Raw genomic sequence first — 21,983 nt, 5'->3', positions numbered from 1 at the left:
GCTCTATGGCAAGGCTTGCGCGCTTTCTTGTACGCAGCCATGCGCCTGGCGGTTAAACTGCGCGGCTTTTCAGAAGGAGTTCACATGAGTCAGTACCAGCCGGGCATTCTTGCCGCACCGGTGCCGTTGCAGGCACGCCATCTGTTTTTTGCCGTGGACTCACTGGCCGCCGTGCCCGCTGCGTTGGACGCGCTGGTGCAGTTGACCGATTCGGCGGCGGTGGTCGGTTTTGGCGAACCACTGGTGAATGCCTTGGGCGCCCGGATTGAAGGCCTGCGCACATTCCCCACGGTCAGCGGGCCGGGCGCGCATAACCCGTCAACCCAACAGGCGTTGTGGGTATGGCTGCACGGCGTGGATCGCGGTGAATTGCTGTTGCGCAGCCGCGCCTTCGAAAAAGCCCTGGCCCCGGCGTTCCGCCTGGTGCAGATGACCGAAGGCTTCCGCTACAAGACCGGCTTCGACCTCACCGACTACGAAGACGGCACCGAGAACCCCCACGACGACGCAGCCGTTGAAGCGGCCCTGACCGACAGCGGCGCCAGCTTTGCCGCGATCCAGCAGTGGCAGCACGACCTCGACGGCTTCGCCGCCTTGCCTGCGCAAGAGCGCGACCACATCATCGGCCGCCGCCATGGCGACAACGAAGAACTCGACGACGCCCCCGAGTCCGCCCACACCAAACGCACCGCCCAGGAAAGCTTCACCCCGGAAGCCTTCGTAGTGCGCCGCTCGATGCCATGGGCCGAGAACGGCCAGGCCGGGTTGATGTTTCTCGCGTTCGGCCATTCCTTCGACGCGTTCGAAGCGCAATTGCGCCGCATGAGCGGGCTGGAAGATGGGATTGTCGATGGCCTGTACCGCATCAGCACACCGTTGACCGGCGGTTACTACTGGTGCCCGCCGATCAAGGATGGGCACCTGGACCTGAGCGCGGTGGCTTAAATCACGCCGCACACCAGTCGCTCACCGCCACCGCCCAATGGCTTGGGCATGTCGGAATGGTTGTCGCCGCCGGCATGGATCATCAGCGCGTGGCCCTTGATCTGTGCCAGGCTTTTCAAGCGGGGCGCGAGCACCGGGTTGTTCGAGGTGCCGTCCATGTTCACGTACAGCGCCGGCAGGTCACCCAAGTGGCCGTCGGCGTAAGGGCCCAGGTGCTTGCCGGTTTTTTCCGGGTCGAAGTGCCCGCCGGCGGCCAGTGCCGCGACTTTCACGCCGTCTTTCACACCCGCTTCACAGCTGCCGTTTTCATGGATATGAAAGCCGTGTACGCCCATTGGCAAGGATTTGAGATCAGGGGTGAAAATCAAGCCGTAGGCCGATTCACTGATGGTGATGCTACCGACGGGCTGTGGCGCGCCATCGGCACTGACCAGGTTGACCGGGACTTGCAACGACGCCGCCTGGGCGGAGCCGACCGCGAAGACACTGAGCAGGCCGAGCAGGAGAGAGCGATTCATAAAAGCGTTCCTGAAGGTTATGGGTGTTGGGCAGTTTCAGGAATAACAACGATTGGGCTGCGCCAAACATTCCGTTGGAAAAAACATATTTTTCCAACGGAATAACCTCGGGCCATCAACTGTTTTGCATACCCATCTGTGCAAACAGCGGCACCATCCCCGCGCCGCGACAATGGCGGCAGCCATACACACCAAGCACCACCGGCTCCTTCAGCCGCGGTTTTGGTGCCCGCTCGAACCAGGTGGGCGCCACGAAGCGGTAGCCCAGGCCGGGTGCCGTGGCGATGTACAACGCTTCATCGTCACCGAGGGTGCGGCGCAGGGTCTTGATCTGCGTGCGCAGGTTGCATTCCTCCACCACCAGTTTCGGCCAGGCAATGTCGAGCAGTTCGGTTTTCTTCAGCAGTTCGCCGGGGCGTGAGGCGAGGGCGATCAGCAGTGTCAGCGCGCGGCTGCCCAGGTTCACGGGTTGCCCGTGCTTGAGCAGTTGATGGCGCTTGGGGAGCAGTCGATAAGGGCCGAAGTGAATCTCAGCGCAGCCATCGTTTTCGAGGAGCGTTGTGGGTGAATCATTCATGTCGGTCATAGATCACCTGGAAGTTTTATATATAGCCAGCCCGTGAACGAGTCCTTTGGTTATTAGTGCAGTTGCACTAACGGGCGCGGCGAAAAGTTGTTCTCCCAGCAATAAGGCTGCTTGGGAGGGGCTATCAAACGCGATGATTAAGTCGCTGTTGTTACAAATGGAAATATCTGGGAAGTTGGGCAAAAGGCTATTAGCGAGAAATGTGAAGTCGTCGCGAAAATAATTGCCAAGCCTTGCTTCATAGCCCGTTTGCATCGCGCCTTATTGCTCACGTCCGTTGTGCTCACAGTTGTAAGATCCCCGTAAATCGGGGGCTGCAGCGTGTCTTGGGTTTTTTCTGAAAGTTCCGTGCCTGAAAATGGATGAATTTTTCTCAACGCCAGGTTGAGCCAAACCTTTCACAGTGCCTGTGTGGAACGTTTCACAAGCTTTCACAGCGAAGGCGTTTTGATCGTGAGTAGTATGGAACCCATGCAAACCGACGGCAGTTCGAAGGCTCACTGTCTGACGTTTTGGGCATTCACCGGTTTGCATACTTTCAGCTTGCTGTTGCGCAACTGAATAACTTCCCTATCGATGCAAGGAGATGAACATGGCTGATGTCCCACCAGTAAAAGCAGGCGGCGCCGACGACGCTATCGCGAAGATGGAAGCGACCTTCAACATGGCTATCGAGAAGTCGGCCAAGATCACCGAAATCAGCACCGCGAAAAAAGCGGAGCTCGACGCCACCAAACAGCGTCCGCAGAACTGATTCGCCAAACGGGCGGCGCCGGCGCTGCCCGTTTACCCTCTGATGCTTGACCCCGTTGCACATGCTCAAGGGGGCAAACCCAACCATGACAGCCTTGATTTCCTTGGGGCCGGTCGCCGCTACTGGCGCACCGACCTTGACCGTGACCGGTGGTTTGCACCAGGGCAGTTCCCTGGTGCTCGACCAGCCGGTCTATACCCTCGGCGCCGACCTGGCGGCCGACTTGGTGCTCACCGATCCCGGCATTGCCGGCCTGCACCTGCGCCTGCGGTTTGAAGGCGACCAAGTGGCGGTCGAAGCGCTGGGCGGTGACGTGTTGCTCGCCGGCAATGTGCGTATTCCCCACGGCAACGGCCATCGCGCGCGATTGCCGTTGCAACTGCGGATCGGCACGGCGGGTGTGAGCCTGGCTGTGCCTGGTGGCGCTGAAAAACCGTCGGACGCCCCACGCAAAATCACCCCCTGGATTGTCGCGACCGTCCTGCTGTTTCTCTGTGCAGGGGCGCTGGCGGTTCGTAGCGAAGCGCCACTGGTGCCCGCAACGGTCGCGGCCGACGAGGTTGCGCCGCTGAAAAAACCGTCCCGCGAGCAAGCCAAAGCCTGGTTGGAGCAGCAGCTACAAACCGCCCGCTTGGATACCGTGAAAGTCAGTGACAGCAATGGCCAGCTCAGCGCCACCGGCACCTTTGAACAGTCGCAAAAGGCACAGTGGCTGGCCTTGCAGCAGGCGTTTGACCAGCGCTACGGCCAACAGGTCGTGCTCAACCCGCGTGTGACGGCCCGCGCCGATGCCGCCGCGCCGCGCGTGCGCTTCCAGGCCGTGTGGTTTGGCGCCCAGCCCTACGTGATCAACGACAGCGGCAAGCGCCTCTACCCCGGCGCAGCCCTGGCGGACAACTGGGTGCTGGAACGCATCGAAAACAACCAAGTGATCCTCGCCCGTGGCGAGGAGCGCTTCACCTTCACGCTGTGACCATGCTTTTAAGCTAAGGCCCTGGGATGAAAGTCGAACCCCGCCCGTTGATTCCCAGTGATGTGCGCAGTGCGCCGGTCGAAGCGGTTCGCCCGGTCAACTCGCGCCAGGCCACCGCCTTCGAAGCGGTGCTCAAGACCCGCAAGACCCAGACCCGTCGCTCCCTGCGCAGTGACCTCGAAGCACTCACCGCGGCCGCCGGCGTCGACTCGTTGCTGTTCGGCGGCGCGCGTTCGCTGGAGTTGTTGGAGCATGTGATGGAACACATCCTGCCCGGCCTGGACGCCGAGCCACACATCAAGGCACTGGCCATCGAGCTGATCGGCGAAGAGATCGAGATGCGCCGCAACCTCGAACAGCAACGCTCGGAGGTGCATACCTGATGGCCCGCGAAAACGACGACGCCGTGCAACTGCTCAAGGGCATTGGTGAACTGTATCGGCGCAATGGCCAGTCCCAGCGCGCCCTGGTGATGTTGCTGATTGCCGTCAGCGTCGCACCCCACGACGGTGTGTTGCTGCGCTCGCTGGTGCTGGCCTTCACCGACAGCGGCGACGCCGCCCGCGCCCTGAGTGCCCTGGATCGACTGGTGGCAATGGAAGGCGAATCTGCCAGCCTGTTGCTGCTGCGCGCCCGTGCCTTGTGGTACGGCGAGCGCAAGGACGAAGCGCGCCAATGCTTCAAACGCTACCTGGCCGCACGCAGGGCTGGCGCATGAGTGCACTCAACCGCCTGAACAACCTGGCGCGCCTCGCTGCGCAGCGTACCGACGTGATCATCGTCGCGTTCATGCTGATGGCGATCGTGATGATGATCATCCCGCTGCCCACCTACCTGGTGGATGCGCTGATCGGCCTTAACATCGCCCTGAGCATCCTGATCCTGATCGTGGCGTTCTACATCGGCCATTCGGTGGAATTCTCCGCGCTGCCGCCGCTGATCCTGCTGAGCACATTGTTTCGGTTGTCGCTGTCGATCACCACCACGCGTTTGATCCTGCTGCACGGCGACGCCGGCCATATCGTCAAGGCCTTCGGTGACTTTGTGATTGCCGGGCAAGTGGTGGTGGGCATGGTGGTGTTCCTGATCATTACCGTGGCGCAGTTCGTGGTGATCACCAAGGGGGCCGAGCGTGTGGCGGAAGTGGCTGCGCGCTTCACCCTGGACGCGATGCCCGGCAAACAGATGAGCATCGACAACGACCTGCGCAACGGCGACATCGATCAGGCCGAAGCCCGTCGCCGTCGCTCGCGCCTGGAGCGTGAAAGCCAGATGTTCGGCGCGATGGACGGCGCCATGAAGTTCGTCAAAGGCGATGCCATCGCCGGCCTGGTGATCCTTGCGGTCAACCTGCTCGGCGGCATGTTGATCGGCATGATCGAGCGCGACATGCCCTTCGGCGTCGCGGTGCACACCTACTCGTTGCTGACTGTGGGTGACGGCCTGATCGCGCAGATTCCGGCGCTGCTGATTTCCGTGGCGGCGGGCACTGTGGTCACTCGCGTCAACAGCGACGGCGAAGCGGGGGACCTGGGCAGCGAGATCATCAAGCAACTGGGCGCCAGTTACCGTGCGCTGGGCTTGACCGCCTTGATCATGATTGGCGTGAGCCTGCTGCCAGGGTTTCCGACCTGGGTGTTCCTCGGGCTGTCTCTGGTGTTTGGCGGTGCGGCGTTCATGATGTATCGCCGCCATCATCGCCAGCCAGAACTCGAAGCGCTGGTCGAGACGCCGGAACCGGTGGTCGAAGTGCAGGCCGAACTGGATGACAACCTGCTGCCCGATACCCGTGTGCTGTTGACCCTCGGCAGCGGTGTGTCCCAGAGCGCGCCGCGCCAACTGCTGCGCCAGCGCGTAGAAGCGCTGTGCCACGACCTGCGCACCGAACTCGGCGTGGACATGCCGGTGCCGGGCATCTACATGGAGGCCAAGGCCACGCCGGGCAGTTTTCGCGTGTCCCTGGAAGGCGTGCCGGTGAGCGAGGGCGAATTACCGATCAACTGCCTGCTGGTGCAGGACGATCCGGTGCATGTGCAGCTGCTGGACATCGCCACTGTGCAAGCCGATTCCCCCCTCAATGGTCGCAGCGCCCACTGGGTCGAACGCCAGCACGAAGACACCCTGCGCAACGCCGGCATCGGCTTCCTGCTGCCCGACGAAGTATTGCGCGGCGTGCTGGAACGTAGCCTGCGTCGCTATGCCGCCGACTTCCTCGGCATCCAAGAAACCCGTCTGCTGCTGGAGCGCACCGAGGCGACCTACGGTGAACTGGTCAAGGAGGCCTTGCGCCTGGTGCCGCTGCAACGGGTGGCCGAAACCTTGCGCCTGTTGGTTGGCGAGGGCGTGTCGATCCGCAACCAGCGCGCTTTGCTGGAAGCCATGGTGGAGTGGGGCGCCCGCGAAACCGACGCCGGGCGCCTGGCCGAACACTTGCGCGCCGCGCTGGCGCGGCAGATCAGCCATCAATACGCCGACCGCAACCGCGTGATCGGTGCGCTGGTGCTGGCGCCGGGCCTGGAAGATCAACTGCGTGCCTCCTTGCGTCGCCAGGAGCCGCAGCGCGAACTGATCCCCGAAGAAGTCAGCCGCGCCTTGCTCGCCCAACTGCGCCAGGCCTGTGACAACACCCGCGAGGTCAACAGTGCGGTGTTGCTGGTGCACCCGGAACTGCGTCGCAGCCTGCGCCGCCTGGTACTGCGCGGTGAGCTGGAACTGGCGGTGCTGTCGTTCCGCGAGCTGGCCACCGAGTACAACCTGCAAGCGCTGGTGACCATCAGCCTCACCGAAATCTCCAACCGCCGCGCGCCTGCCGCGGCTTCCGTCACCCCCCTGGCGTCCGCCTCATGATGCGTTTTTGTGTGCTGTTGCTGAGTGTTTTTGCGTGTGTGAGCCAAGCTCAGGAAATCGCGGCCGGTGCCGGGGGCTCGATTGCCCTGGCCTCCGGTGAAGGGCGCATCCTGCATTTTGTCGCGCCGGTGGATTCAGTACTGGTGGCCGAGCCGAATGTGGCCGACCTGCAAGTGGTGTCGCCGGGCACGATCTATATTTTCGGCAAGGCGCCGGGCAACACCAGCCTGATTGCCCTGGGCAGCGACGGCAAACAACTGGCGAGCCTGACCCTGGCCGTGAGCAGTGGCAGCCAGGCGGTGAGCACGCCTATGCAGGCGCTGCACCCCGGCAACGGCGCACAGATCAGCGGCGCCGGTAACCGCCTGGTCGCCAAGGGTACCCTGGGTTCGGTGGCGGAAGCGACCGACCTGAATGCCTTGCTCAACCCTCAGGGGCAAGGTTTCCAGAGCGCGATCAACACCACCGAATACGCAGGCTCCGCCCAAGTGAACCTGCGTGTGCGTTTTGCCGAGGTGTCGCGCTCCGAGCTGCTGCACTACGGTGTGAACTGGAACGCCATGTTCAACAACGGCACCTTCTCCTTCGGCCTGATCACCGGCGGACCACTGGCCGCTGCCACGGCAGGCGGCTTGGCAGCAGCAGGTGCCGGTTCAGGCAACGTGAATATCGACGGCATGCTCGATGCGTTGCAGGCCAACGGCGTGTTGCAGATCCTTGCCGAACCGAATATCACCGCCATGACCGGCCAGACCGCGAGTTTCCTTGCGGGTGGCGAAGTGGCGATCCCGGTGCCGGTCAATCGTGACCTGGTGGGCATCGAATACAAGTCGTTCGGCGTGTCGTTGTTGTTCAACCCGACCCTGCTGCCCAACGGCCGCATCGCCCTGCAAGTGCGCCCCGAAGTCAGCAGCGTGGTCAGCGGCGGCACCGTGGATTTCGGCAACTTCCACGTGCCGTCCTTCAGCGTGCGCCGCGCCGATACGCGGGTGGAGGTCGGCAGTGGGCAGACCTTCGCCATTGCCGGGCTGTTCCAGCGCGAAAGCAGCCAGGACATCGAGAAACTGCCATTGCTGGGCGACCTGCCGATCCTCGGCAACCTGTTCCGCTCCAAGCGCTTCCAGCGCAATGAAACCGAACTGGTGATCCTCATAACCCCATACCTGGTGGAGCCGGTGCGCGGTCGCACCCTCGCCACGCCCCTCGACGCACAACCGGCTACCGCAGCGGCCACCGGACCGCGCAGCGGCGGGGCGTTCGGTTTCTACATGAATTGATCAGGGGGACTGCCATGACTGCTTTACGCGTATTGATGCTGTTGCCCCTGGCGCTGATGGGTTGCCAGACCCACCTGGCGCCGACGTATTACTCGTCCGAGTACCGCGCGGATGGCTTGCCGACCCAGTGTCAGCAGCCTCCGGCCACGGACACCATCGGCGTGGGCGAAGACTTCAAGCCGACCCTGGCGTTGGGCTGCGCGAACAACCTGAACCTGATGCAAATGGTCGAGCGCAAGCAAGACCTGACCCAAGGCCGCACAACCGGCCCGGTGATGGCCGCGCCCGTGGGCCGCGCTGCCCAGGTGTACATCGAAGGTTTCGACCGCGAGCAATTGCAGCGGCGCAAGGACCAGCAGGAAGCCAAGGCCGGCGCAGCGGGAGGCCAGCAATGACCCGTGGTTTTCTTAATGAGCACGCTTCCTGTGTTGACCACGCGTCCTGTGGTGAGCGGGCTTGTCCCGCGCTGGGCTGCTTCGCAGCCCAGCGCGGGGCAAGCCCGCTCACCACAGAAATTTCATTCACCAGAGAAAGCCCATTCAAAACAGGTTGCCCACTCACCACACAACCCTCACTCATCACCGGCTCAACGCGGATCTACCAACCCCAACTCCCGAGCCTGCGCCACCGGATCACTGATAGCCTTGATGCGCTTGGCCTCCACCACCAACCGCTCCCGCTCGGCAGCAGGGATGTCATCCAGCGGCAACCCCGCCACCCGCTGCTCATAGCCCGCCAACACCATCACCAACAACTCATTACGCTGATGCCGGGGCAAGGCGCGGGGCGACTGCGCGACCGGTGCGATGGTCTCCAACGCCAGCTGCGACTGCCCACCCAACGCATACGCCAGGGCCAGGTTGCAGCGGTTGTCGAGGTCGTCGGGCTTGAGGCTCAGGCTCTTGGCGAACGCGGTTTGCGCCGCAGCGGCCTGGCCATTGAGGATCTGCGCCACACCCAGGCGGGTGTAGGCCACTGGCAACCCGCCAATCTCCGCCGCCTGGCCCAGGGCAGTGACGGCACGCTGGGTTTTGCCCAACTGCAATTGCGCGGTGCCCAGGCCGAGCAGGGCGTCGGCATTGTGCGCATCGAACCCCAGGGCTTGCTGGAAAGCCCGTTCGGCGCCCAGCGCATCCTTGGCGTCGAGCTTGGCTTGGCCGAGCTTGAGCCACAACTCGATGCCGGCACCGGGTTGCTGCGCCGCACGCTCGTACAGCGCGGCCGCACTGGCGTAGTCGCCGCGCTTGCTCAGGTCATTGGCCAGTTGCAACGACTTGTCGGAATCGGTCGCGGGCTTGCTGGAGCAGGCGGCCAGCAACAGGGTGCTGGCGAGCAGAAAATTCTTGGACATCGTCACAACTCGTCTGGCGAAGGCGGACGCCATGTAAGCATATTTTTGCTGGCTGTCCTATGCCTGTTCGGCAGCCGTTTTGCCAATGCCGCCGAAGAACCGGCGTGGTTCTCCCAGCCCTATGCCTACGTGCTGGTGGACCAGGATGTGCGCAGCGCCCTGGAAGAATTCGGCCACAACCTCGACGTGCCCCTGGTGCTTTCCGACAAGGTGCGCGGCAAGGCCCGCAGCACGATTCGCGGCGCCACCGCCGGTGAGTTCCTGCAGACCCTGTGCAGCACCAACGGCCTCACCTGGTACTTCGACGGCAACCTGCTGTACCTCAATGCCAGCGATGAAATCAGCACCAAGCTTTTCAAGGCCAACGCCCTGGACCTCGACCAGTTGCAGGCCTACCTCAGCAACCTCGATGTGTTCGGCCAGCAGTTGTCCATGCGCAACGGCCCCGAGGGCGATGAAGTGTTCGTGTCCGGACCACCGCCGTACCTGGCGTTGGTGCAGCAGCATGTGGATCACCTGCAACCCAAGGCCGTGGCCGCCCCGGTGGCACGCGAGCGCGGGGTGCGGGTGTTCCGTGGCGCGCAAGTCAGTACCGAAACCCCAACCCAGTAAAGGAGCAGCACCATGTCCGTAACGGCCGTAGACAGCAATCTCGCCCCTGGTGGCGCCAGCCCTGAAGCCAAGTTCAATGCCGCAGTGGATAACGCCAAGGCCGCCGACAAACCCAACGAAGCCGATGACCCCGAGTTCACCGATGCGTTGATCACCCAGGCGGTCACCATCGGCGGTCAGTTCATCATCATGCCGAAGATGCAGGAACTGCTGAACGACGCCATGTCCGATGACGACGAAGAGTAGGAAGCCCCTATGACTATCAGTCTCGCCGCCGGCGCTTCGGCGCTGCCGCCGTCTGCCGGCGCGGGGCCCGCCGGGGCCTCGCAGAACCTGTTCGAGCACATGGCCAACACCGCCAAGGGCATGCCCGAAGGCGCCAGCCCGCACCAGATCGGCTCGGGCCTGATGGAGCGCATGAACAGTTTCATCGACCGCACGCGGGCGTTTTCCGAGCGCGCCGATCTGCTCACCAACAACCCGTCGGCGCCGCCACCGGCTTCGGCAGAGATCCGCACCGCCAGCGCTTCACCTCAAGGCGAGCCGGGGAAAAAGGTCGGTGAGCAACAGGTCGACCAGATCGTCCACTCCCTGGGCAAGATGTTCGACTACTCCATCGAAACCCAGATGGTGGTGCGCGGTGCGACGCAGATTTCCGGTTCCGCCAACACACTGCTCAAGGGCCAATAACGCCATGCCAAGCCCCAACCGCGCCTTGCGCCTGCTGCTGATCGGCCTGCTCGCCAGCCTGTTGCAAGCCTGCAACACCGACCTCTACACCAACCTCAGCGAGCGCGATGCCAACGCCATGGTCGCGGTACTGCTGCGCGGTGGCATCCCGGCGGAACGCAAGGCCCAGGACAACGGCCAGCTCAAGGTGGTGGTCGATGAGTCACGCTTTGCCGAAGCCATGACCCTGCTCGACAACGCCGGCCTGCCGCAACAGAGCTTTTCCAACATGGGCGAGGTGTTCAAGGGCAACGGCCTGGTGTCGTCGCCGGTGCAGGAGCGGGCGCAGATGATCTATGCGCTGAGCGAAGAGCTGTCGCATTCGGTGTCGCAGATCGACGGCATCGTCGCCGCCCGCGTGCACGTGGTGCTGCCGGACAACGACTTGCTCAAGCGCGTGATTTCGCCGTCTTCGGCCTCGGTATTGGTGCGTTACGACCCAGGCACCGACATCAATACGCTGATCCCGCAGATCAAGACCCTGGTGGCCAACGGTATTTCCGGCCTGAGTTACGACGGCGTTTCGGTGACGGCAATCAAGGCCGCTGTGGCCATCAGCAATAACCCGGCACAGCCGCGCCTGGCCCGCTTCATGGGCCTGTGGCTGCTGGAAGACAACCTGCCCCAGGCGCGGCTGATGTTTGGTGCGCTTCTGTTGATCGCCCTCGGCGCCGTGGGAGTGCTGGCCCGTCAGCAATGGACGCGTCGCCAGTCCCAGGCGCTGTATGTGCTCAAGGAGGGTGAATGAGTCTGTTCGAGCGTTGGCAGGGGCTGATCGCCGAGCCCCTGCAGTTCGTGCGCGGGCCGAGCCTGGGCGCGTGTTTTGCCGATGAGTTGCCCGACGCCGTGCTGCAGGCGATGCACGGCCAGCCGCGTTTTCGCCAGCGCCTGGAGCAGTTGCTGGTCAGCCATTATCAACTGGCGCCCATGGACCAGTTGGTCACGCCGTTGGCGGCGGACTTGTCGGTCTTGCTGCTGTCACCCGCGCAGTTCGCCCGCTTGCCGAGGCTGTGCGGGGCGATCTGGCATGCCGCGACCCTGAGTCGGGAGATCCGCCGCGAGGTGGTCAATGAGCTGCGCGAAGGCCTGGGTGCTGAAGTCTTCGTTTCAGCCCTGGCCTTGCGCCAACTCGGCGGCGCAGCGGATTTACTGCGCGATCCCGGCGAATTGATCGAGGCCATCGACCGCGACGGCCAAGGCTGTGTCGCCGCCTGGCTGCACGCCCAGCATGCCGATTGGCAGGGCTGGTTGCGTTTGCGCTTCGCCTTCCCCCAGGGCCACAGCGCCCGAGTGCCCCGTGACCTGGAAATTGTCCAGGCCGCCGCCGCGTGCCTGCTGGCCGAGGAGATGACGCCATGAGCGAATTGCCGAGCCGTCCCACCGCACGCATCCTGCGCGCCGAAGATGCCGCGTTATGGAGTGACGGCTTTGCCTTCCTGCAAGCGGCCAAGCAACAGGCCGAACAGATCAAGGCCGACAGCGAACAATGGCTGAGCAGCGCCCGCGCCGAAGGCTTCGAAAGTGCCCGCCAAGCCGGGGCTGAGCAGGTCGCGCAGTTGCTGCTGCACACCCAGTCCCAGGTGCAGCACTACTTGAGCAGCCTGGAAGCGTCCCTGGCCGACCTGGCCTTGGGCATTGTGCGTGAAGTGCTGGGTGAACTGGACAACGCCGACCGCGTGGTGCGCAGTACCCGGCAGGCCTTGAGCGCGTTTCGCCAGGACCAGGCGTTGACCTTGTGGGTGCCGCCTGCGGAGGTCGATGCGTTGCGTCAACGCCTCAAGCTGGAAGGGCTGGCGATTGCCGTGGATGCAGACGAACAGTTGCACGCCGGCCAGGCGCGCCTGAACAGCCCGGCCGGATCAGTTGAACTGGGCCTCGAAGCCCAATTGCAAAACCTGCGCCGCAGCCTGTTGCCCTTCGCCGAAGAGGGCGTGGTATGAACCTGGAACAGCTGCTGCCACGCCTGTCCGGGCGCTTGGCGCAAGCACGCTTGCGCCCCATGCACGGTACGGTGTTGAGCATTCGTGGTGTACTGCTGCGAGCCAGTGTGGCCGGCGCGAGCATCGGTGAACTGTGCCAACTGCGTGATCCCGGCAGCGCCCGCAGCCTGAGCGCCGAGGTGATTGGCTTTGACGGTGACGAGGCGATCCTGTCGCCCATTGGCTCCATGGAAGGGCTGTCCACCCGCACTCAAATCACCGCCACCGGCGAGACCCTGGGTGTCGCCGTGGGTGATGCGCAACTGGGCAGGGTGATCAGCCCCATGGGCGATTTTCTCGACGGCGACGGCCTCCCGCCGACCGTGGCCCTGCAGCATTACCCGCTGCACGCCGAACCCCCGGCACCGTTTTCCCGGCAGTTGATCGTGCGTTCCATGGCGCTGGGCATTCGTTCCATCGACGGCCTGCTGACCCTGGCCCAGGGCCAACGCATGGGTATCTTTGGTGAGCCCGGCGTGGGTAAGTCTTCGCTGTTGGCCAGCATCATTCGCAACAGCGAAGCCGATGTGATCGTGATCGGCCTGATCGGCGAGCGGGGTAGGGAAGTGCGCGAACTGCTCGACGTGCAGCTCGACGCCCAGGCCCGTGCGCGCACCGTGGCGGTGGTTGCCACCTCGGATCGCCCGGCGGCTGAGCGGGTGCGCGCAGCGTTTGTCGCCACCACCCTGGCCGAATACCACCGTGACCAGGGCCGCAACGTGTTGCTGTTGATGGACAGCCTGACCCGCTTCGCCCGTGCCCAGCGCGAAATCGGCCTGGCCGTGGGCGAACCGCCGACACGGCGTGGTTATCCGCCGTCGTTTTTCTCGGCCTTGCCGCGCCTGCTGGAACGCGCCGGCCCCGGCCCCACCGGCAGCATCACCGCGTTGTACACCGTGCTTACCGAGGGTGATGCCGCCAGCGATCCGGTGGCCGAGGAAGCCCGTTCGATCCTCGACGGGCACATCGCCCTCAGCGCCGAGCTGGCCCAGCGCAACTACTTCCCGGCGGTGGATGTGTTGCGCAGCCGCAGCCGTTTGATGGAGCAGGTCGCCGGAGAAGAACACAAGCGCCTGGCGATGCGCATTCGCGAATTGATGGCGCGGTATGGCGAGATCGAAATGCTGATCCGCGTCGGCGAGTACTCCGCCGGCAGCGACCCCCTGGCCGACGAAGCGATCAACCGCCACGCCGCCATCGAAGCCTTCCTGCGCCAGAACGCAGGCGAGCCGAGCAACCTGGAACAGACCCTGGCCCATATGCGCCGGGTGTTGGCATGAACAAGGAGCAAACCCAATGAAAACCGAGCAACTGCGCACCCTGCAAACCCTGCGGGTCTTGCGTGAACAACGTGCCGCCAGCCAACTGGCCGCCCAGCAACAACGCTGCGAACAGACCCACGGCGTGCTCACCGACGCCAAGGAGCAACTGCGCCTGCACCGTGAAGCCATCGCCGAGGAAGCGCGGCAGGTGTATGCCTCGCTCACCGAAGGCCTGTCGGTGGCCAGCTGGCAGGCGGCCCAGGATCGGTTGCGCGGGCTGTCGGATGACCAGCAGCAACTGGAAAACGACGTGACTCACGTGTCCACCACGCTTGAAAGCCAGGAGCGCGAGCGCGACCTGTTCCGCCAGGAGCGCCTGAGCCGCCAGCGTCAATCCGACGCCTGGCAAAGCCTGCTGGAAGGACGCGAGAGCGATGAGCGCCGCGTGGGCGAGCTGCGTGACGAAGGCGTCGGCACATGATCGCAGCCCTTGCCGACCCGTTGTCGTCGTGGCTGACCCACTACGATCCAGCGTTGCTGGCCCTGCATAACCTATTGCATCGCCGCTGTCGCCCTTGGCAAGGCCGCCTCGCCGGGCAGGATCTGCGTGTGCGCTGGGCCACCGAACCGCAAGCCCTCGCCGCGCCGCGTGACGTGCTGCTGTTACTCGGCCGCGCACCCGCGCGCCTGCGTTTGTCCGCCGCAGCGATGGAGCAGTTGTTGCTGCCGCTGGCGCTGTCATTCGACGTGCAGCCGTTGCCCGCGCTGGCGCGTTCGCTGTTGCTGGAACTGGCACTGCTCGACCTGATCGAGACCCTGGAACCGCTGCTCGGCCATCCCGTGCAGTTGCTTGATGTGAGCGAAGGCCAAGACCCGTTTGCCGTGCACGTGGCGCTGGAACTGACTTTCGCCAACCAACCGCCTATGAGCGCCCAATTGGACCTGAGTGAAAGCGCCGCCGTGCTGTTGGCGCAGTTGCTCGCGCACTACGCCCAGCCCGAACCCGAGCCGTTGCTGGCCCTGCACCAGACCCTCACGGTGGTGGCGGGGCGGCAGTGGCTGAGCCTCGGCGAACTGCGCAGCCTGCGCCCCGGCGATGTGCTGATGCTGGACCAAGGCCCCGGCCTGCTGCTCGACCTCGACGGCCGCCTGCAGGCGCGCTGCCAATACCAAGGTGAAGTCCTGCGCCTGCAGGAAGCCTTGAAAGCCCCCTTTGTGGAACCGGAGAACCCCATGACTGATGTTGATGCCGCCGCGGCGCTGGATGAGTTGCCGTTGAAACTGGTGTGCCAGGTCGGCACGCTGGAGCTGACCCTGGCGCAATTGCGCGAACTGGGCGCGGGCAGCCTGTTGCAGCTCAATACGCCGGGCGTGGACAGCGTCGACCTGATGGTCAACGGCCGTCGCGTCGGCCAGGGCCAATTGGTGAAAATCGGTGACGGCCTGGGCGTGCGCCTGCTGAGTTTCGCCACCCCATGACCGGTTATCAGCCGAACCTGATCGAGATCATCCTGGTCGTTGCGACGATCGGGCTGATCCCGTTGGCGGTGGTGACGCTCACCGGGTTCATGAAGATCTCGGTGGTGCTGTTCCTGATCCGCAACGCCCTGGGCGTGCAACAGACGCCGCCGAACCTGGTGCTGTACGGCATCGCATTGATCCTGTCGGTGTACGTGACCACGCCGTTGATTGGCGACATGTACCGGCAAGTGGAGGGGCGCGACCTCAACATCGAGCATGTCGAGCAACTCAAGGATTTAGGCGATGCCTTGCGCCCGCCGCTGCAGGCGCACCTCAAGCGTTTCGCGAATGAATCCGAGCGCGGCTTTTTCGTGCAGGCCACCGAGACTATCTGGTCGCCGGAAGCCCGTGCCGACCTGCGCGATGATGACCTGGTGGTGTTGATTCCGGCGTTCGTCAGCTCGGAACTGACCCGCGCCTTCGAGATCGGCTTTCTGTTGTACATCCCGTTCCTGGTGGTGGACTTGCTGGTGTCCAACGTGCTGATGGCCATGGGCATGTCGATGGTCTCGCCGAACCTGATCTCCATTCCGCTGAAGATCTTTTTATTCGTGTCCCTGAGCGGCTGGTCGCGCTTGATGCACGGTTTGATTCTGAGTTACGGCTGAGGCACGACCCATGGGCCAGGACGTATTCCTGTCATTGATGAAACAGGCACTGATGACCGTGCTGATGCTCTCCGCGCCAGCGCTGGGCGTGGCAATTATCGTGGGGTTGAGCGTGGGCCTGTTCCAGGCGCTGACGCAGATCCAGGACCAGACCCTGCCCCAGGTGGTGAAGCTGGTGGCGGTGCTGCTGACCATTGTATTCCTGGGGCCAGTCCTCGCCGGGCAAGTAGCGGAACTCGGTGGCCAGGTGCTGGACAACTTCCCAATGTGGACGCGCTGACCGCCCATGGATGCCAGCCTGACCGCGCAGTTCCTGGAGGTCGCCTACCCGGTGATCAGCTCCGCCTCGCTCGCCGCCTGCCGCGCCATGGGCGTGGTGGTGATCACCCCGGCGTTCAACCGCCTCGGCCTCACCGGCATGATTCGCGGCTGCGTGGCCGTGGCCATTTCCATCCCGATGTTTTTCCCGGTGTTCGAAGCGCTGACCTCGATGCCCGAACACGGCAGCGTGTTTATCGCCGGGTTGCTGATCAAGGAGTTCCTCATTGGCATTTTGATCGGCCTGCTGTTTGGTATTCCGTTCTGGGCCGCTGAAGTGGCGGGGGAATTGATCGACCTGCAGCGCGGCTCGACCATGGCGCAACTGGTGGACCCGTTGTCGTCCGGGGAATCCAGCGTGATGGCGACGTTGCTGACGGTGATGCTGATCACGCTGTTCTTCATGTCCGGTGGGTTCATCCTGATGGTCGACGGGTATTACCACAGCTACCAACTCTGGCCGGTCACCTCGTTTACCCCGGTATTCGCCAGCTCGGCATTGCTGGCGGTGTTGTCGATCCTCGACCAGATCATGCGCGTCGGCGTGCTGATGGTCTCGCCGTTGTTGATCGCACTGTTGGTGACTGACCTGATGCTCGCCTACCTGTCACGCATGGCGCCGAACCTGCACATCTTCGACCTGTCGTTGCCGGTGAAGAACCTGTTTTTCACGATCCTGATGGTGATCTACATCGGCTTCCTGATCCCCATGATGCTTGATCAACTGGCGGAGTTTCGCGGCACCGTCGAACTGCTCAAGACCCTGGCCGGCATGGAGTAGCCCATGGCCGATACCAGCGAAGAGAAATCCCAGCCGGCCACGGACAAGAAGCTCCAGGACGCGCGCAAGAAAGGCCAGGTCGCCAAGAGCCAGGACCTGGTGTCGGGCATGGTCATCCTGTTCTGCACGCTGTGCATCTCGATCCTCGCGCCCCGGGCCAAGGCCCAGGTCACGGCGCTGATCGACCTCACCGCACAGATCTACATCGAGCCGTTCGCCACGGTGTGGCCACGGGTACTCGACCATGCCGAGCAACTGGTGATCGGCATCACCTTGCCGGTGATGGCGGTGACCACTGGCGTGGTGATCCTGACCAACATCATCACCATGCGCGGCTTTGTGTTCTCAGTGGACCCGATCAAGCCCGAGTTCAAGCGCATCAACCCGGCGGAGGGCATGAAAAAGATCTTTGCCCTGCGCAACCTGGTGGAGTTCATCAAGGGCCTGATCAAGGTGCATGTATTGGCGATCGCGTTCTATGTGGTCGGCAAGCATGCGTTGCAGGCCTTGATGGAGTCGTCGCGTTGCGGCGCCGAGTGCATGGAATCGACCTTCTTCCTGGTGCTCAAGCCGCTGGTATTCACCGTGCTCTGCGCGTTCATCCTGGTGGGCGGGGTGGACGTGATGATGCAGCGCTGGCTGTTCGGCCGCGACATGAAGATGACCCGTAGCGAGACCAAGCGTGAACGCAAGGACATCGACGGCGACCCGTTGATCAAGAGCGAACGCCGGCGCCAGCGCAACGAGATGCAGGCCTTGGCCACCAAGCTGGGCTTGAACCGCGCGTCGATGATGATCGGCACCACCGACGGCTGGGTGATTGGTGTGCGTTATGTGCGCGGGGAAACGCCGGTGCCGGTGATTGTGTGCCGGGCCATGCCGGAGGAGGCGCTGTTGATGTTGCAGGAGGCGTATGACCTGGGCATTCCCCATGCGCCGGACAAAGGGCTGGCGGCGGAGATTGCGCGCAAGACCGTGCCGGGTGATCCGGTGCCGGATGCGTCGTTCCAGGCGGTGGCGGATTGGTTGGTCGCCGCGCGCCTGATCTGATTCAACGCATTTGAGCGGTGGTGTGTCAGTGTGTTATGGCTTGTCTACATCGTGATAGTCGCCGCCATACCCGTCGCCAACCCGCCAGATGATGTCGTGGTTGTCGTTGGTCCACTCCGACGGTTTCAGCGAGTACTTGTAGTCTTCCGAATTGCGGTTGTTGCCGTCGCCAATGTAATCCGGGTGATCGCGCCGATGATCGCCGCCACGGATACTCGAGCGCGCATCCCATTCTTCCTTGCGAAAGTCAAAGATGCTCTGGTCCTGTGGTGCATCGCGCTGGCCCCAGTCGGACAGGTAAGTCTGCAGCCACACATAAGCCTCATCACCGTTCGGCTTGAGCAGCCCGTCCTGCTTGAAGTCCTGGATCTGGTCCCAGTTCTGCATCGAAATCTTGTGCAGCTTGTGCGACTGCACGGTGCTGAGGATGGCGCCGACAAACGACAACGCACCGGAAATCAGGAAGCCCACCGGCCCGAGAAACGGAATGATGCGCCCCGTGACGCCGAGGGTGGTTAGGACACCGCCGCCTGCCGCGACTAGGCTGCTCACGCCACCGGCCATCGACAATGAACCCGAGGCGATTTTCACCGGGTCTTTTTCGCGCACGCCATCACGCAGGGTGAAGGCCGCCTGCACCACACTGATCACGCCGCCGGCGACGTCGGTAGCCATGCCAATCACCTTGATTGCACTGCTGGCGAACTTGGCGCCAAAGCCCGCACCGGCCACGCCGCCACGGCTGGCGATGCCTTTTTCGATGCCTTCCTGGACCTTCTTCGCGCCCTCATCGCTCCAGCCGCCGCTGTTGAGCACTTTGCCCACGTCCTTGCCGTCATCCATGGCCTGGTCGACGATCTCGAAGTATTTCTTCTGCACCGCTTCGGCGTCCTTGGGCAGGGCGTGGTAACCCTCGCCAGGCTTGGCCCACAGGTCGGGCAGCGAGCGGTCGAAGCCCATCAGTTTGTAGGCGTTGGTGCCACGCAGCTTGTCGTAGACCTTCAGGCCCAGGGTGGCGAAGTGGGAGCCGGTGCCGAGGAAACCGAGGAAGTCGTTGGCGATCCCCAGGCGTTTCATCGGCGTGTCGGCCAATTTGCCGCCTTGCCCCGCCAGTTGGTAGACGATCCGGCCCATGCCGATGGCGCCACCCACCGAGCCGAGCACGCCGTTGTCTTTAAGGAAGGTCAGGTTCTTCACGAATGCGCTGCGGTTCTCTTCGCTGAGGCTCGGCATGATCTCCTTGCTCACCGCGTGTTCGATGTCGCTGAAGCTGATCACGCCGTTTTTCTGCCAGGTATCGCCCAGGGAGATCATCGCCTTGCCGAAGTCGGCAGCAGCGCCTTTGTCCTTGAGCAACTGGTCGACGAACTTGGAATACACCCCCAGCGCCTGGCGCGGCAGGCCATCGGCACCGCCCTTGAGCATGGAAAGGATGGCCATGGTGTTGTCGGTGGTGGCCAGGGCGGTGTTGTCGTCGCTGATCTTGCTTGGGTCGTCCATCAGTTTTTCGACGGCGTCGGTGTAGCCGTCAATCTGCAGGTTTTGCAGGAAGTTGTCGGCCTTGGCCGGGTCGATGTCGGCCAGGGCGGTGTAGGCGGTCTGGATTTCCTGGGTGGCCAGCTCGGTCTTGCCGTCGTCCTGCAGGGCCTTGATGTATTGGGTGAAATTCTCCGAGGAGGTACTGTCGATCAGCTTCTGATGCACCTCGTCGACCTTGGCCTGGCCGCCGTCGACTTTGCCCAGGGCCGCATCGTGGTTGGCCTTGATGTCGGCCTGGATAGTGGAGTCGCCCAGCAGTTCGCTGATGGTCTTGTCGATGGATTGGGTGTCGAAGATGTTGTCGCGCACATCTCGCGAGGTCACGTCGATGGGCGTGGTGGCGATGCCCTGGTTGCCGAAACCATGCTCGGGAATGATCGACATGCCGTTGTCGGCCATGCTCTTGGCTTCCACCGCGCGCAGGAATTTGGCGCGCGGGTCATCCTTGCCGATGCTGCCGTCCTTGACCCCGGCGCGGTAGCTGTCCACCAGGGTTTTCATCGACAGGTCCTGCACGCTCAACGGGTTGCCGCTTTCGTCTTTTTCAGTGGTGGCGAGGTTGTCGACAGATACGTCCTTGAGCGGTGGCAAGCCGTTGTCGGCGCGCAGTTTGTCGACGTCGGTGGTCTGTTGGGCGATGTCGGTGCGATAGCCCGAAATCTGTTCGAACATCTGCGGGTTGGTGTCTTCGCTGACGACAATTTTCTCTTCGGCGCCACCCGGTTTGTGTTGGGTGAAGGCGATCAACCCTGGGCCGTAATCGCCCACGCCGCCGACGCTCATGATGTCTTCGGTGGATGCCAGGTAAGCATCCGGCCCTGCCAGGCTGTAGCCGTCGCCCTTGGCTTTTTCGATACCGGCCAGGCTCTGGCCCTTGGTGGTGTAGGCCGCAAAGGCTTCGGGGGTGATGTCCTTGGACACCACCAGCAGTTTGCCGTCGGCACCGTTTACCACCAGGATGCCGTCCATGGGCGCGTCGACCTTGCTGATGTCGCCCAGCTTGAGTCTGGCTTCGTCTTTGCGCAGCAGTTCCTGGCCGGGCAGGGACTGCGCATTCTTGATGTAGTCGAACGCTGGGGTGCCTTCGCTTTTGTGCACCGCCTGCAGGAAAGTGTAGAGGCTGCTGCCGGCGTTGGGGTCGGGGTTGCTCAGGTCCGCGCCGGGCTGCGGCAGGGCGGCCTCGGACTGGCTGATCATGTATTTCTTGCCCTGGTGTTCGAACAGGATCACTCCGGACTTGGGGTCTTCGGACACCACTTTGAGCTGGCTGAAATCCAGGTCGCCGGGCAGACGGGTGACTTCTTCAAAGCCCTTGGCTTTGCCGTCGTTGAGGGCCTCTTTGGTCACGCCGGCGTTGTTGTAGCTGGCAAACGCCTCGTGCGTGAGCGATTCGGCGATCACCAGGGTCTGGCCGTTTTCCATCTCGACCTTGACGACCCCGTCCTTGGCTTCGCCCACCGACTTGATGTTGGCCAGGCGCACGGTGGGGTCGTCTTCGCGCAACAGCTGCTGGTCAGGGTTGCCCAGGGCTTCACGGATTGCCTTGCCGGCCGGTGTGTCCTGGGTCTCGGCCAAGGTGTGCAGCAGGTCGTAGAGCGGTGTGCCCTCATCCGGCCCACCTTGGTTGACCGGCGCCACGGCATGGCCGAAATGCAGGCCCTTGAGCAGGTCGAAGCCTTCCTGGACCTTGTCCGCGCCTTCGCGGGTGATCTTGAATTTGCTGCCGTCCTGCTCGAAATAGATCACCCCGGCGTCCTTGTCTTCGGACACCACCTTGAGCTTGTCGATATCCAGCTTGGCGGGCAGGGCGGTGACTTCCTTGTAGTCGTCCGGCTTGAGCTGTTGATTGCTGGCCCCGGTGGCCGCCAGGGTCTTGGCCTTGTTCAGCGCCGCATCAAAAACGCGCTCCGACGCACGGGTTTCACTGACGCGGGGCGAGGCGGCTTTCTCGGGTCGGTTGATCATTCTTCAGTCCATGTGAGTGGGGGCGCACGAGGACTCGATACTAGGTGTTGGCGGGGGGTAAAAAGACGGCTTTTGGCAAGATCGCACAAGCTTTCACAGCTGTGAAATACCCCTGTCATCTCTGTAGTGAACGGGGCTGTTGTGGTGAGCTGGGCTGTTGTGGTGAGCGGGCTTGCCCCGCGCTGGGCTGCGAAGCAGCCCCAATTCAGTCACCACATATTTCCAGTTAGAACCGGGCCGTCTTGTTTTAGGGCCGCTTCGCGCCCCAGCGCGGGGCAAGCCCGCTCACCACAACAGCCCCGCTTACCACAGAAAGCCCGCTCAAGGACATCGAGATACATCCAGTCACCAAGTGACACTGGCCCATC

25 protein-coding genes are annotated in these 21,983 nt (G+C 63.2%); 21 read left to right on the top strand and 4 right to left on the bottom strand.

Translation table 11 applies throughout. The annotated features are described in order from the left end of the window. Positions 1–84: 84 nt before the first annotated feature. Entirely contained in the window at positions 85–945 is an 861-nt protein-coding gene (locus tag OZ428_RS21075; protein WP_269131164.1) for a Dyp-type peroxidase, read from the top strand. Here the strand turns inward: OZ428_RS21075 and sodC are convergent. Continuing rightward, a complete protein-coding gene (gene sodC / locus OZ428_RS21070) occupies positions 942–1,463 on the bottom strand; it encodes a superoxide dismutase family protein (protein ID WP_016977469.1) in 522 nt (173 codons plus the stop codon). The genes OZ428_RS21075 and sodC overlap by 4 nt on opposite strands. A gap of 115 nt (positions 1,464–1,578) precedes the next feature. Next, a complete protein-coding gene (locus tag OZ428_RS21065; protein ID WP_442964847.1) occupies positions 1,579–2,040 on the bottom strand; it encodes a winged helix-turn-helix domain-containing protein in 462 nt (153 codons plus the stop codon). A 601-nt stretch (positions 2,041–2,641) separates the two neighbouring features. On the opposite strand from OZ428_RS21065, the gene OZ428_RS21060 reads away from it, so the two are divergent. The 7 genes from OZ428_RS21060 to OZ428_RS21030 all read left to right on the top strand — a co-directional run bounded on the left by OZ428_RS21060 (position 2,642) and on the right by OZ428_RS21030 (position 8,295). Beyond that, the gene (locus OZ428_RS21060) at positions 2,642–2,803 is read left to right on the top strand and encodes a hypothetical protein (protein WP_016969018.1); all 162 of its coding nucleotides are present in this window, start codon (positions 2,642–2,644) and stop codon (positions 2,801–2,803) included. Between the two features lie 85 nt (positions 2,804–2,888). Beyond that, positions 2,889–3,776, top strand: coding sequence for a SctD/MshK family protein (locus OZ428_RS21055; RefSeq protein WP_269131162.1), 888 nt, complete (start codon positions 2,889–2,891; stop codon positions 3,774–3,776). Positions 3,777–3,802: 26 nt separating this feature from the next. Next, on the top strand, positions 3,803–4,159 hold the full coding sequence (locus OZ428_RS21050; protein WP_269131161.1) for a hypothetical protein: 357 nt from the start codon (positions 3,803–3,805) through the stop codon (positions 4,157–4,159). Continuing rightward, the gene (locus OZ428_RS21045; RefSeq protein ID WP_033901344.1) at positions 4,159–4,494 is read left to right on the top strand and encodes a tetratricopeptide repeat protein; all 336 of its coding nucleotides are present in this window, start codon (positions 4,159–4,161) and stop codon (positions 4,492–4,494) included. Before OZ428_RS21050 ends, OZ428_RS21045 begins: the two co-directional genes overlap by 1 nt. Next, entirely contained in the window at positions 4,491–6,623 is a 2,133-nt protein-coding gene (gene sctV, locus OZ428_RS21040) for a type III secretion system export apparatus subunit SctV (protein WP_269131160.1), read from the top strand. Before OZ428_RS21045 ends, sctV begins: the two co-directional genes overlap by 4 nt. After that, positions 6,620–7,900, top strand: a complete 1,281-nt coding sequence (locus OZ428_RS21035) for a type II and III secretion system protein family protein (protein ID WP_033901346.1) — start codon at positions 6,620–6,622, stop codon at positions 7,898–7,900. The genes sctV and OZ428_RS21035 overlap by 4 nt, the downstream gene beginning before the upstream one ends. Positions 7,901–7,914: 14 nt before the next feature. Beyond that, complete coding sequence (locus OZ428_RS21030; protein WP_269131159.1) at positions 7,915–8,295, top strand: hypothetical protein; 381 nt, start codon at positions 7,915–7,917, stop codon at positions 8,293–8,295. Positions 8,296–8,486: 191 nt separating this feature from the next. Here the strand turns inward: OZ428_RS21030 and OZ428_RS21025 are convergent, their stop codons facing one another. Beyond that, a complete protein-coding gene (locus OZ428_RS21025) occupies positions 8,487–9,251 on the bottom strand; it encodes a tetratricopeptide repeat protein (protein WP_269131158.1) in 765 nt (254 codons plus the stop codon). 48 nt (positions 9,252–9,299) lie between these two features. Between OZ428_RS21025 and OZ428_RS21020 the strand changes: the two genes are divergently transcribed. The 13 genes from OZ428_RS21020 to OZ428_RS20960 are packed head-to-tail and all read left to right on the top strand — an operon-like array spanning position 9,300 to position 18,111. After that, positions 9,300–9,863 (top strand): type III secretion protein, encoded by a 564-nt coding sequence (locus OZ428_RS21020; RefSeq protein ID WP_269134210.1) that lies wholly within the window; start codon positions 9,300–9,302, stop codon positions 9,861–9,863. 12 nt (positions 9,864–9,875) lie between these two features. Next, positions 9,876–10,109, top strand: coding sequence for a hypothetical protein (locus OZ428_RS21015; RefSeq protein WP_028616832.1), 234 nt, complete (start codon positions 9,876–9,878; stop codon positions 10,107–10,109). A gap of 9 nt (positions 10,110–10,118) precedes the next feature. Then, positions 10,119–10,553, top strand: a complete 435-nt coding sequence (locus OZ428_RS21010) for a hypothetical protein (RefSeq protein ID WP_016978397.1) — start codon at positions 10,119–10,121, stop codon at positions 10,551–10,553. A 4-nt stretch (positions 10,554–10,557) separates the two neighbouring features. Then, entirely contained in the window at positions 10,558–11,340 is a 783-nt protein-coding gene (gene sctJ / locus OZ428_RS21005; RefSeq protein ID WP_269131157.1) for a type III secretion system inner membrane ring lipoprotein SctJ, read from the top strand. After that, positions 11,337–11,951, top strand: a complete 615-nt coding sequence (locus OZ428_RS21000; protein WP_038846093.1) for a hypothetical protein — start codon at positions 11,337–11,339, stop codon at positions 11,949–11,951. The genes sctJ and OZ428_RS21000 overlap by 4 nt, the downstream gene beginning before the upstream one ends. After that, positions 11,948–12,532, top strand: a complete 585-nt coding sequence (locus OZ428_RS20995; protein ID WP_061448930.1) for a FliH/SctL family protein — start codon at positions 11,948–11,950, stop codon at positions 12,530–12,532. Before OZ428_RS21000 ends, OZ428_RS20995 begins: the two co-directional genes overlap by 4 nt. Beyond that, positions 12,529–13,851 (top strand): FliI/YscN family ATPase, encoded by a 1,323-nt coding sequence (locus OZ428_RS20990; RefSeq protein ID WP_033901351.1) that lies wholly within the window; start codon positions 12,529–12,531, stop codon positions 13,849–13,851. Before OZ428_RS20995 ends, OZ428_RS20990 begins: the two co-directional genes overlap by 4 nt. Positions 13,852–13,867: 16 nt before the next feature. Continuing rightward, a complete protein-coding gene (locus OZ428_RS20985) occupies positions 13,868–14,314 on the top strand; it encodes a hypothetical protein (protein ID WP_016978393.1) in 447 nt (148 codons plus the stop codon). Continuing rightward, positions 14,311–15,312, top strand: a complete 1,002-nt coding sequence (gene sctQ / locus OZ428_RS20980; protein WP_269131156.1) for a type III secretion system cytoplasmic ring protein SctQ — start codon at positions 14,311–14,313, stop codon at positions 15,310–15,312. Before OZ428_RS20985 ends, sctQ begins: the two co-directional genes overlap by 4 nt. Further along, on the top strand, positions 15,309–15,962 hold the full coding sequence (gene sctR, locus OZ428_RS20975) for a type III secretion system export apparatus subunit SctR (RefSeq protein ID WP_017137580.1): 654 nt from the start codon (positions 15,309–15,311) through the stop codon (positions 15,960–15,962). The genes sctQ and sctR overlap by 4 nt, the downstream gene beginning before the upstream one ends. A gap of 10 nt (positions 15,963–15,972) precedes the next feature. Further along, positions 15,973–16,242, top strand: a complete 270-nt coding sequence (locus OZ428_RS20970; protein ID WP_016969171.1) for an EscS/YscS/HrcS family type III secretion system export apparatus protein — start codon at positions 15,973–15,975, stop codon at positions 16,240–16,242. Positions 16,243–16,248: 6 nt separating this feature from the next. Beyond that, positions 16,249–17,061: a type III secretion system export apparatus subunit SctT gene (gene sctT, locus OZ428_RS20965; RefSeq protein ID WP_016978389.1), complete on the top strand. Its 813-nt coding sequence runs from the start codon at positions 16,249–16,251 to the stop codon at positions 17,059–17,061. 3 nt (positions 17,062–17,064) lie between these two features. After that, a complete protein-coding gene (locus OZ428_RS20960) occupies positions 17,065–18,111 on the top strand; it encodes an EscU/YscU/HrcU family type III secretion system export apparatus switch protein (protein ID WP_269131155.1) in 1,047 nt (348 codons plus the stop codon). A 33-nt stretch (positions 18,112–18,144) separates the two neighbouring features. On the opposite strand, the gene OZ428_RS20955 is transcribed toward OZ428_RS20960, so the two are convergent. Continuing rightward, entirely contained in the window at positions 18,145–21,615 is a 3,471-nt protein-coding gene (locus OZ428_RS20955; protein WP_269131154.1) for a hypothetical protein, read from the bottom strand. Positions 21,616–21,983: the final 368 nt, after the last annotated feature.

Source organism: Pseudomonas sp. GXZC (assembly GCF_026967615.1).
GTDB classification, from domain to species: Bacteria; Pseudomonadota; Gammaproteobacteria; order Pseudomonadales; family Pseudomonadaceae; genus Aquipseudomonas; species Aquipseudomonas azotoformans_A.
This window is presented reverse-complemented; position numbering and strand designations above follow the sequence as displayed.

What these genes read in the sequence shown, in the direction of transcription:
- OZ428_RS21075 (WP_269131164.1), top strand. Translation starts at nt 85, where the DNA reads ATGAGTCAGTACCAGCCGGGCATTCTTGCCGCACCGGTGCCGTTGCAG.
- sodC (WP_016977469.1), bottom strand. Translation starts at nt 1,463, where the DNA reads ATGAATCGCTCTCTCCTGCTCGGCCTGCTCAGTGTCTTCGCGGTCGGC.
- OZ428_RS21065 (WP_442964847.1), bottom strand. Translation starts at nt 2,040, where the DNA reads ATGAATGATTCACCCACAACGCTCCTCGAAAACGATGGCTGCGCTGAG.
- OZ428_RS21060 (WP_016969018.1), top strand. Translation starts at nt 2,642, where the DNA reads ATGGCTGATGTCCCACCAGTAAAAGCAGGCGGCGCCGACGACGCTATC.
- OZ428_RS21055 (WP_269131162.1), top strand. Translation starts at nt 2,889, where the DNA reads ATGACAGCCTTGATTTCCTTGGGGCCGGTCGCCGCTACTGGCGCACCG.
- OZ428_RS21050 (WP_269131161.1), top strand. Translation starts at nt 3,803, where the DNA reads ATGAAAGTCGAACCCCGCCCGTTGATTCCCAGTGATGTGCGCAGTGCG.
- OZ428_RS21045 (WP_033901344.1), top strand. Translation starts at nt 4,159, where the DNA reads ATGGCCCGCGAAAACGACGACGCCGTGCAACTGCTCAAGGGCATTGGT.
- sctV (WP_269131160.1), top strand. Translation starts at nt 4,491, where the DNA reads ATGAGTGCACTCAACCGCCTGAACAACCTGGCGCGCCTCGCTGCGCAG.
- OZ428_RS21035 (WP_033901346.1), top strand. Translation starts at nt 6,620, where the DNA reads ATGATGCGTTTTTGTGTGCTGTTGCTGAGTGTTTTTGCGTGTGTGAGC.
- OZ428_RS21030 (WP_269131159.1), top strand. Translation starts at nt 7,915, where the DNA reads ATGACTGCTTTACGCGTATTGATGCTGTTGCCCCTGGCGCTGATGGGT.
- OZ428_RS21025 (WP_269131158.1), bottom strand. Translation starts at nt 9,251, where the DNA reads ATGTCCAAGAATTTTCTGCTCGCCAGCACCCTGTTGCTGGCCGCCTGC.
- OZ428_RS21015 (WP_028616832.1), top strand. Translation starts at nt 9,876, where the DNA reads ATGTCCGTAACGGCCGTAGACAGCAATCTCGCCCCTGGTGGCGCCAGC.
- OZ428_RS21010 (WP_016978397.1), top strand. Translation starts at nt 10,119, where the DNA reads ATGACTATCAGTCTCGCCGCCGGCGCTTCGGCGCTGCCGCCGTCTGCC.
- sctJ (WP_269131157.1), top strand. Translation starts at nt 10,558, where the DNA reads ATGCCAAGCCCCAACCGCGCCTTGCGCCTGCTGCTGATCGGCCTGCTC.
- OZ428_RS21000 (WP_038846093.1), top strand. Translation starts at nt 11,337, where the DNA reads ATGAGTCTGTTCGAGCGTTGGCAGGGGCTGATCGCCGAGCCCCTGCAG.
- OZ428_RS20995 (WP_061448930.1), top strand. Translation starts at nt 11,948, where the DNA reads ATGAGCGAATTGCCGAGCCGTCCCACCGCACGCATCCTGCGCGCCGAA.
- OZ428_RS20990 (WP_033901351.1), top strand. Translation starts at nt 12,529, where the DNA reads ATGAACCTGGAACAGCTGCTGCCACGCCTGTCCGGGCGCTTGGCGCAA.
- OZ428_RS20985 (WP_016978393.1), top strand. Translation starts at nt 13,868, where the DNA reads ATGAAAACCGAGCAACTGCGCACCCTGCAAACCCTGCGGGTCTTGCGT.
- sctQ (WP_269131156.1), top strand. Translation starts at nt 14,311, where the DNA reads ATGATCGCAGCCCTTGCCGACCCGTTGTCGTCGTGGCTGACCCACTAC.
- sctR (WP_017137580.1), top strand. Translation starts at nt 15,309, where the DNA reads ATGACCGGTTATCAGCCGAACCTGATCGAGATCATCCTGGTCGTTGCG.
- OZ428_RS20970 (WP_016969171.1), top strand. Translation starts at nt 15,973, where the DNA reads ATGGGCCAGGACGTATTCCTGTCATTGATGAAACAGGCACTGATGACC.
- sctT (WP_016978389.1), top strand. Translation starts at nt 16,249, where the DNA reads ATGGATGCCAGCCTGACCGCGCAGTTCCTGGAGGTCGCCTACCCGGTG.
- OZ428_RS20960 (WP_269131155.1), top strand. Translation starts at nt 17,065, where the DNA reads ATGGCCGATACCAGCGAAGAGAAATCCCAGCCGGCCACGGACAAGAAG.
- OZ428_RS20955 (WP_269131154.1), bottom strand. Translation starts at nt 21,615, where the DNA reads ATGATCAACCGACCCGAGAAAGCCGCCTCGCCCCGCGTCAGTGAAACC.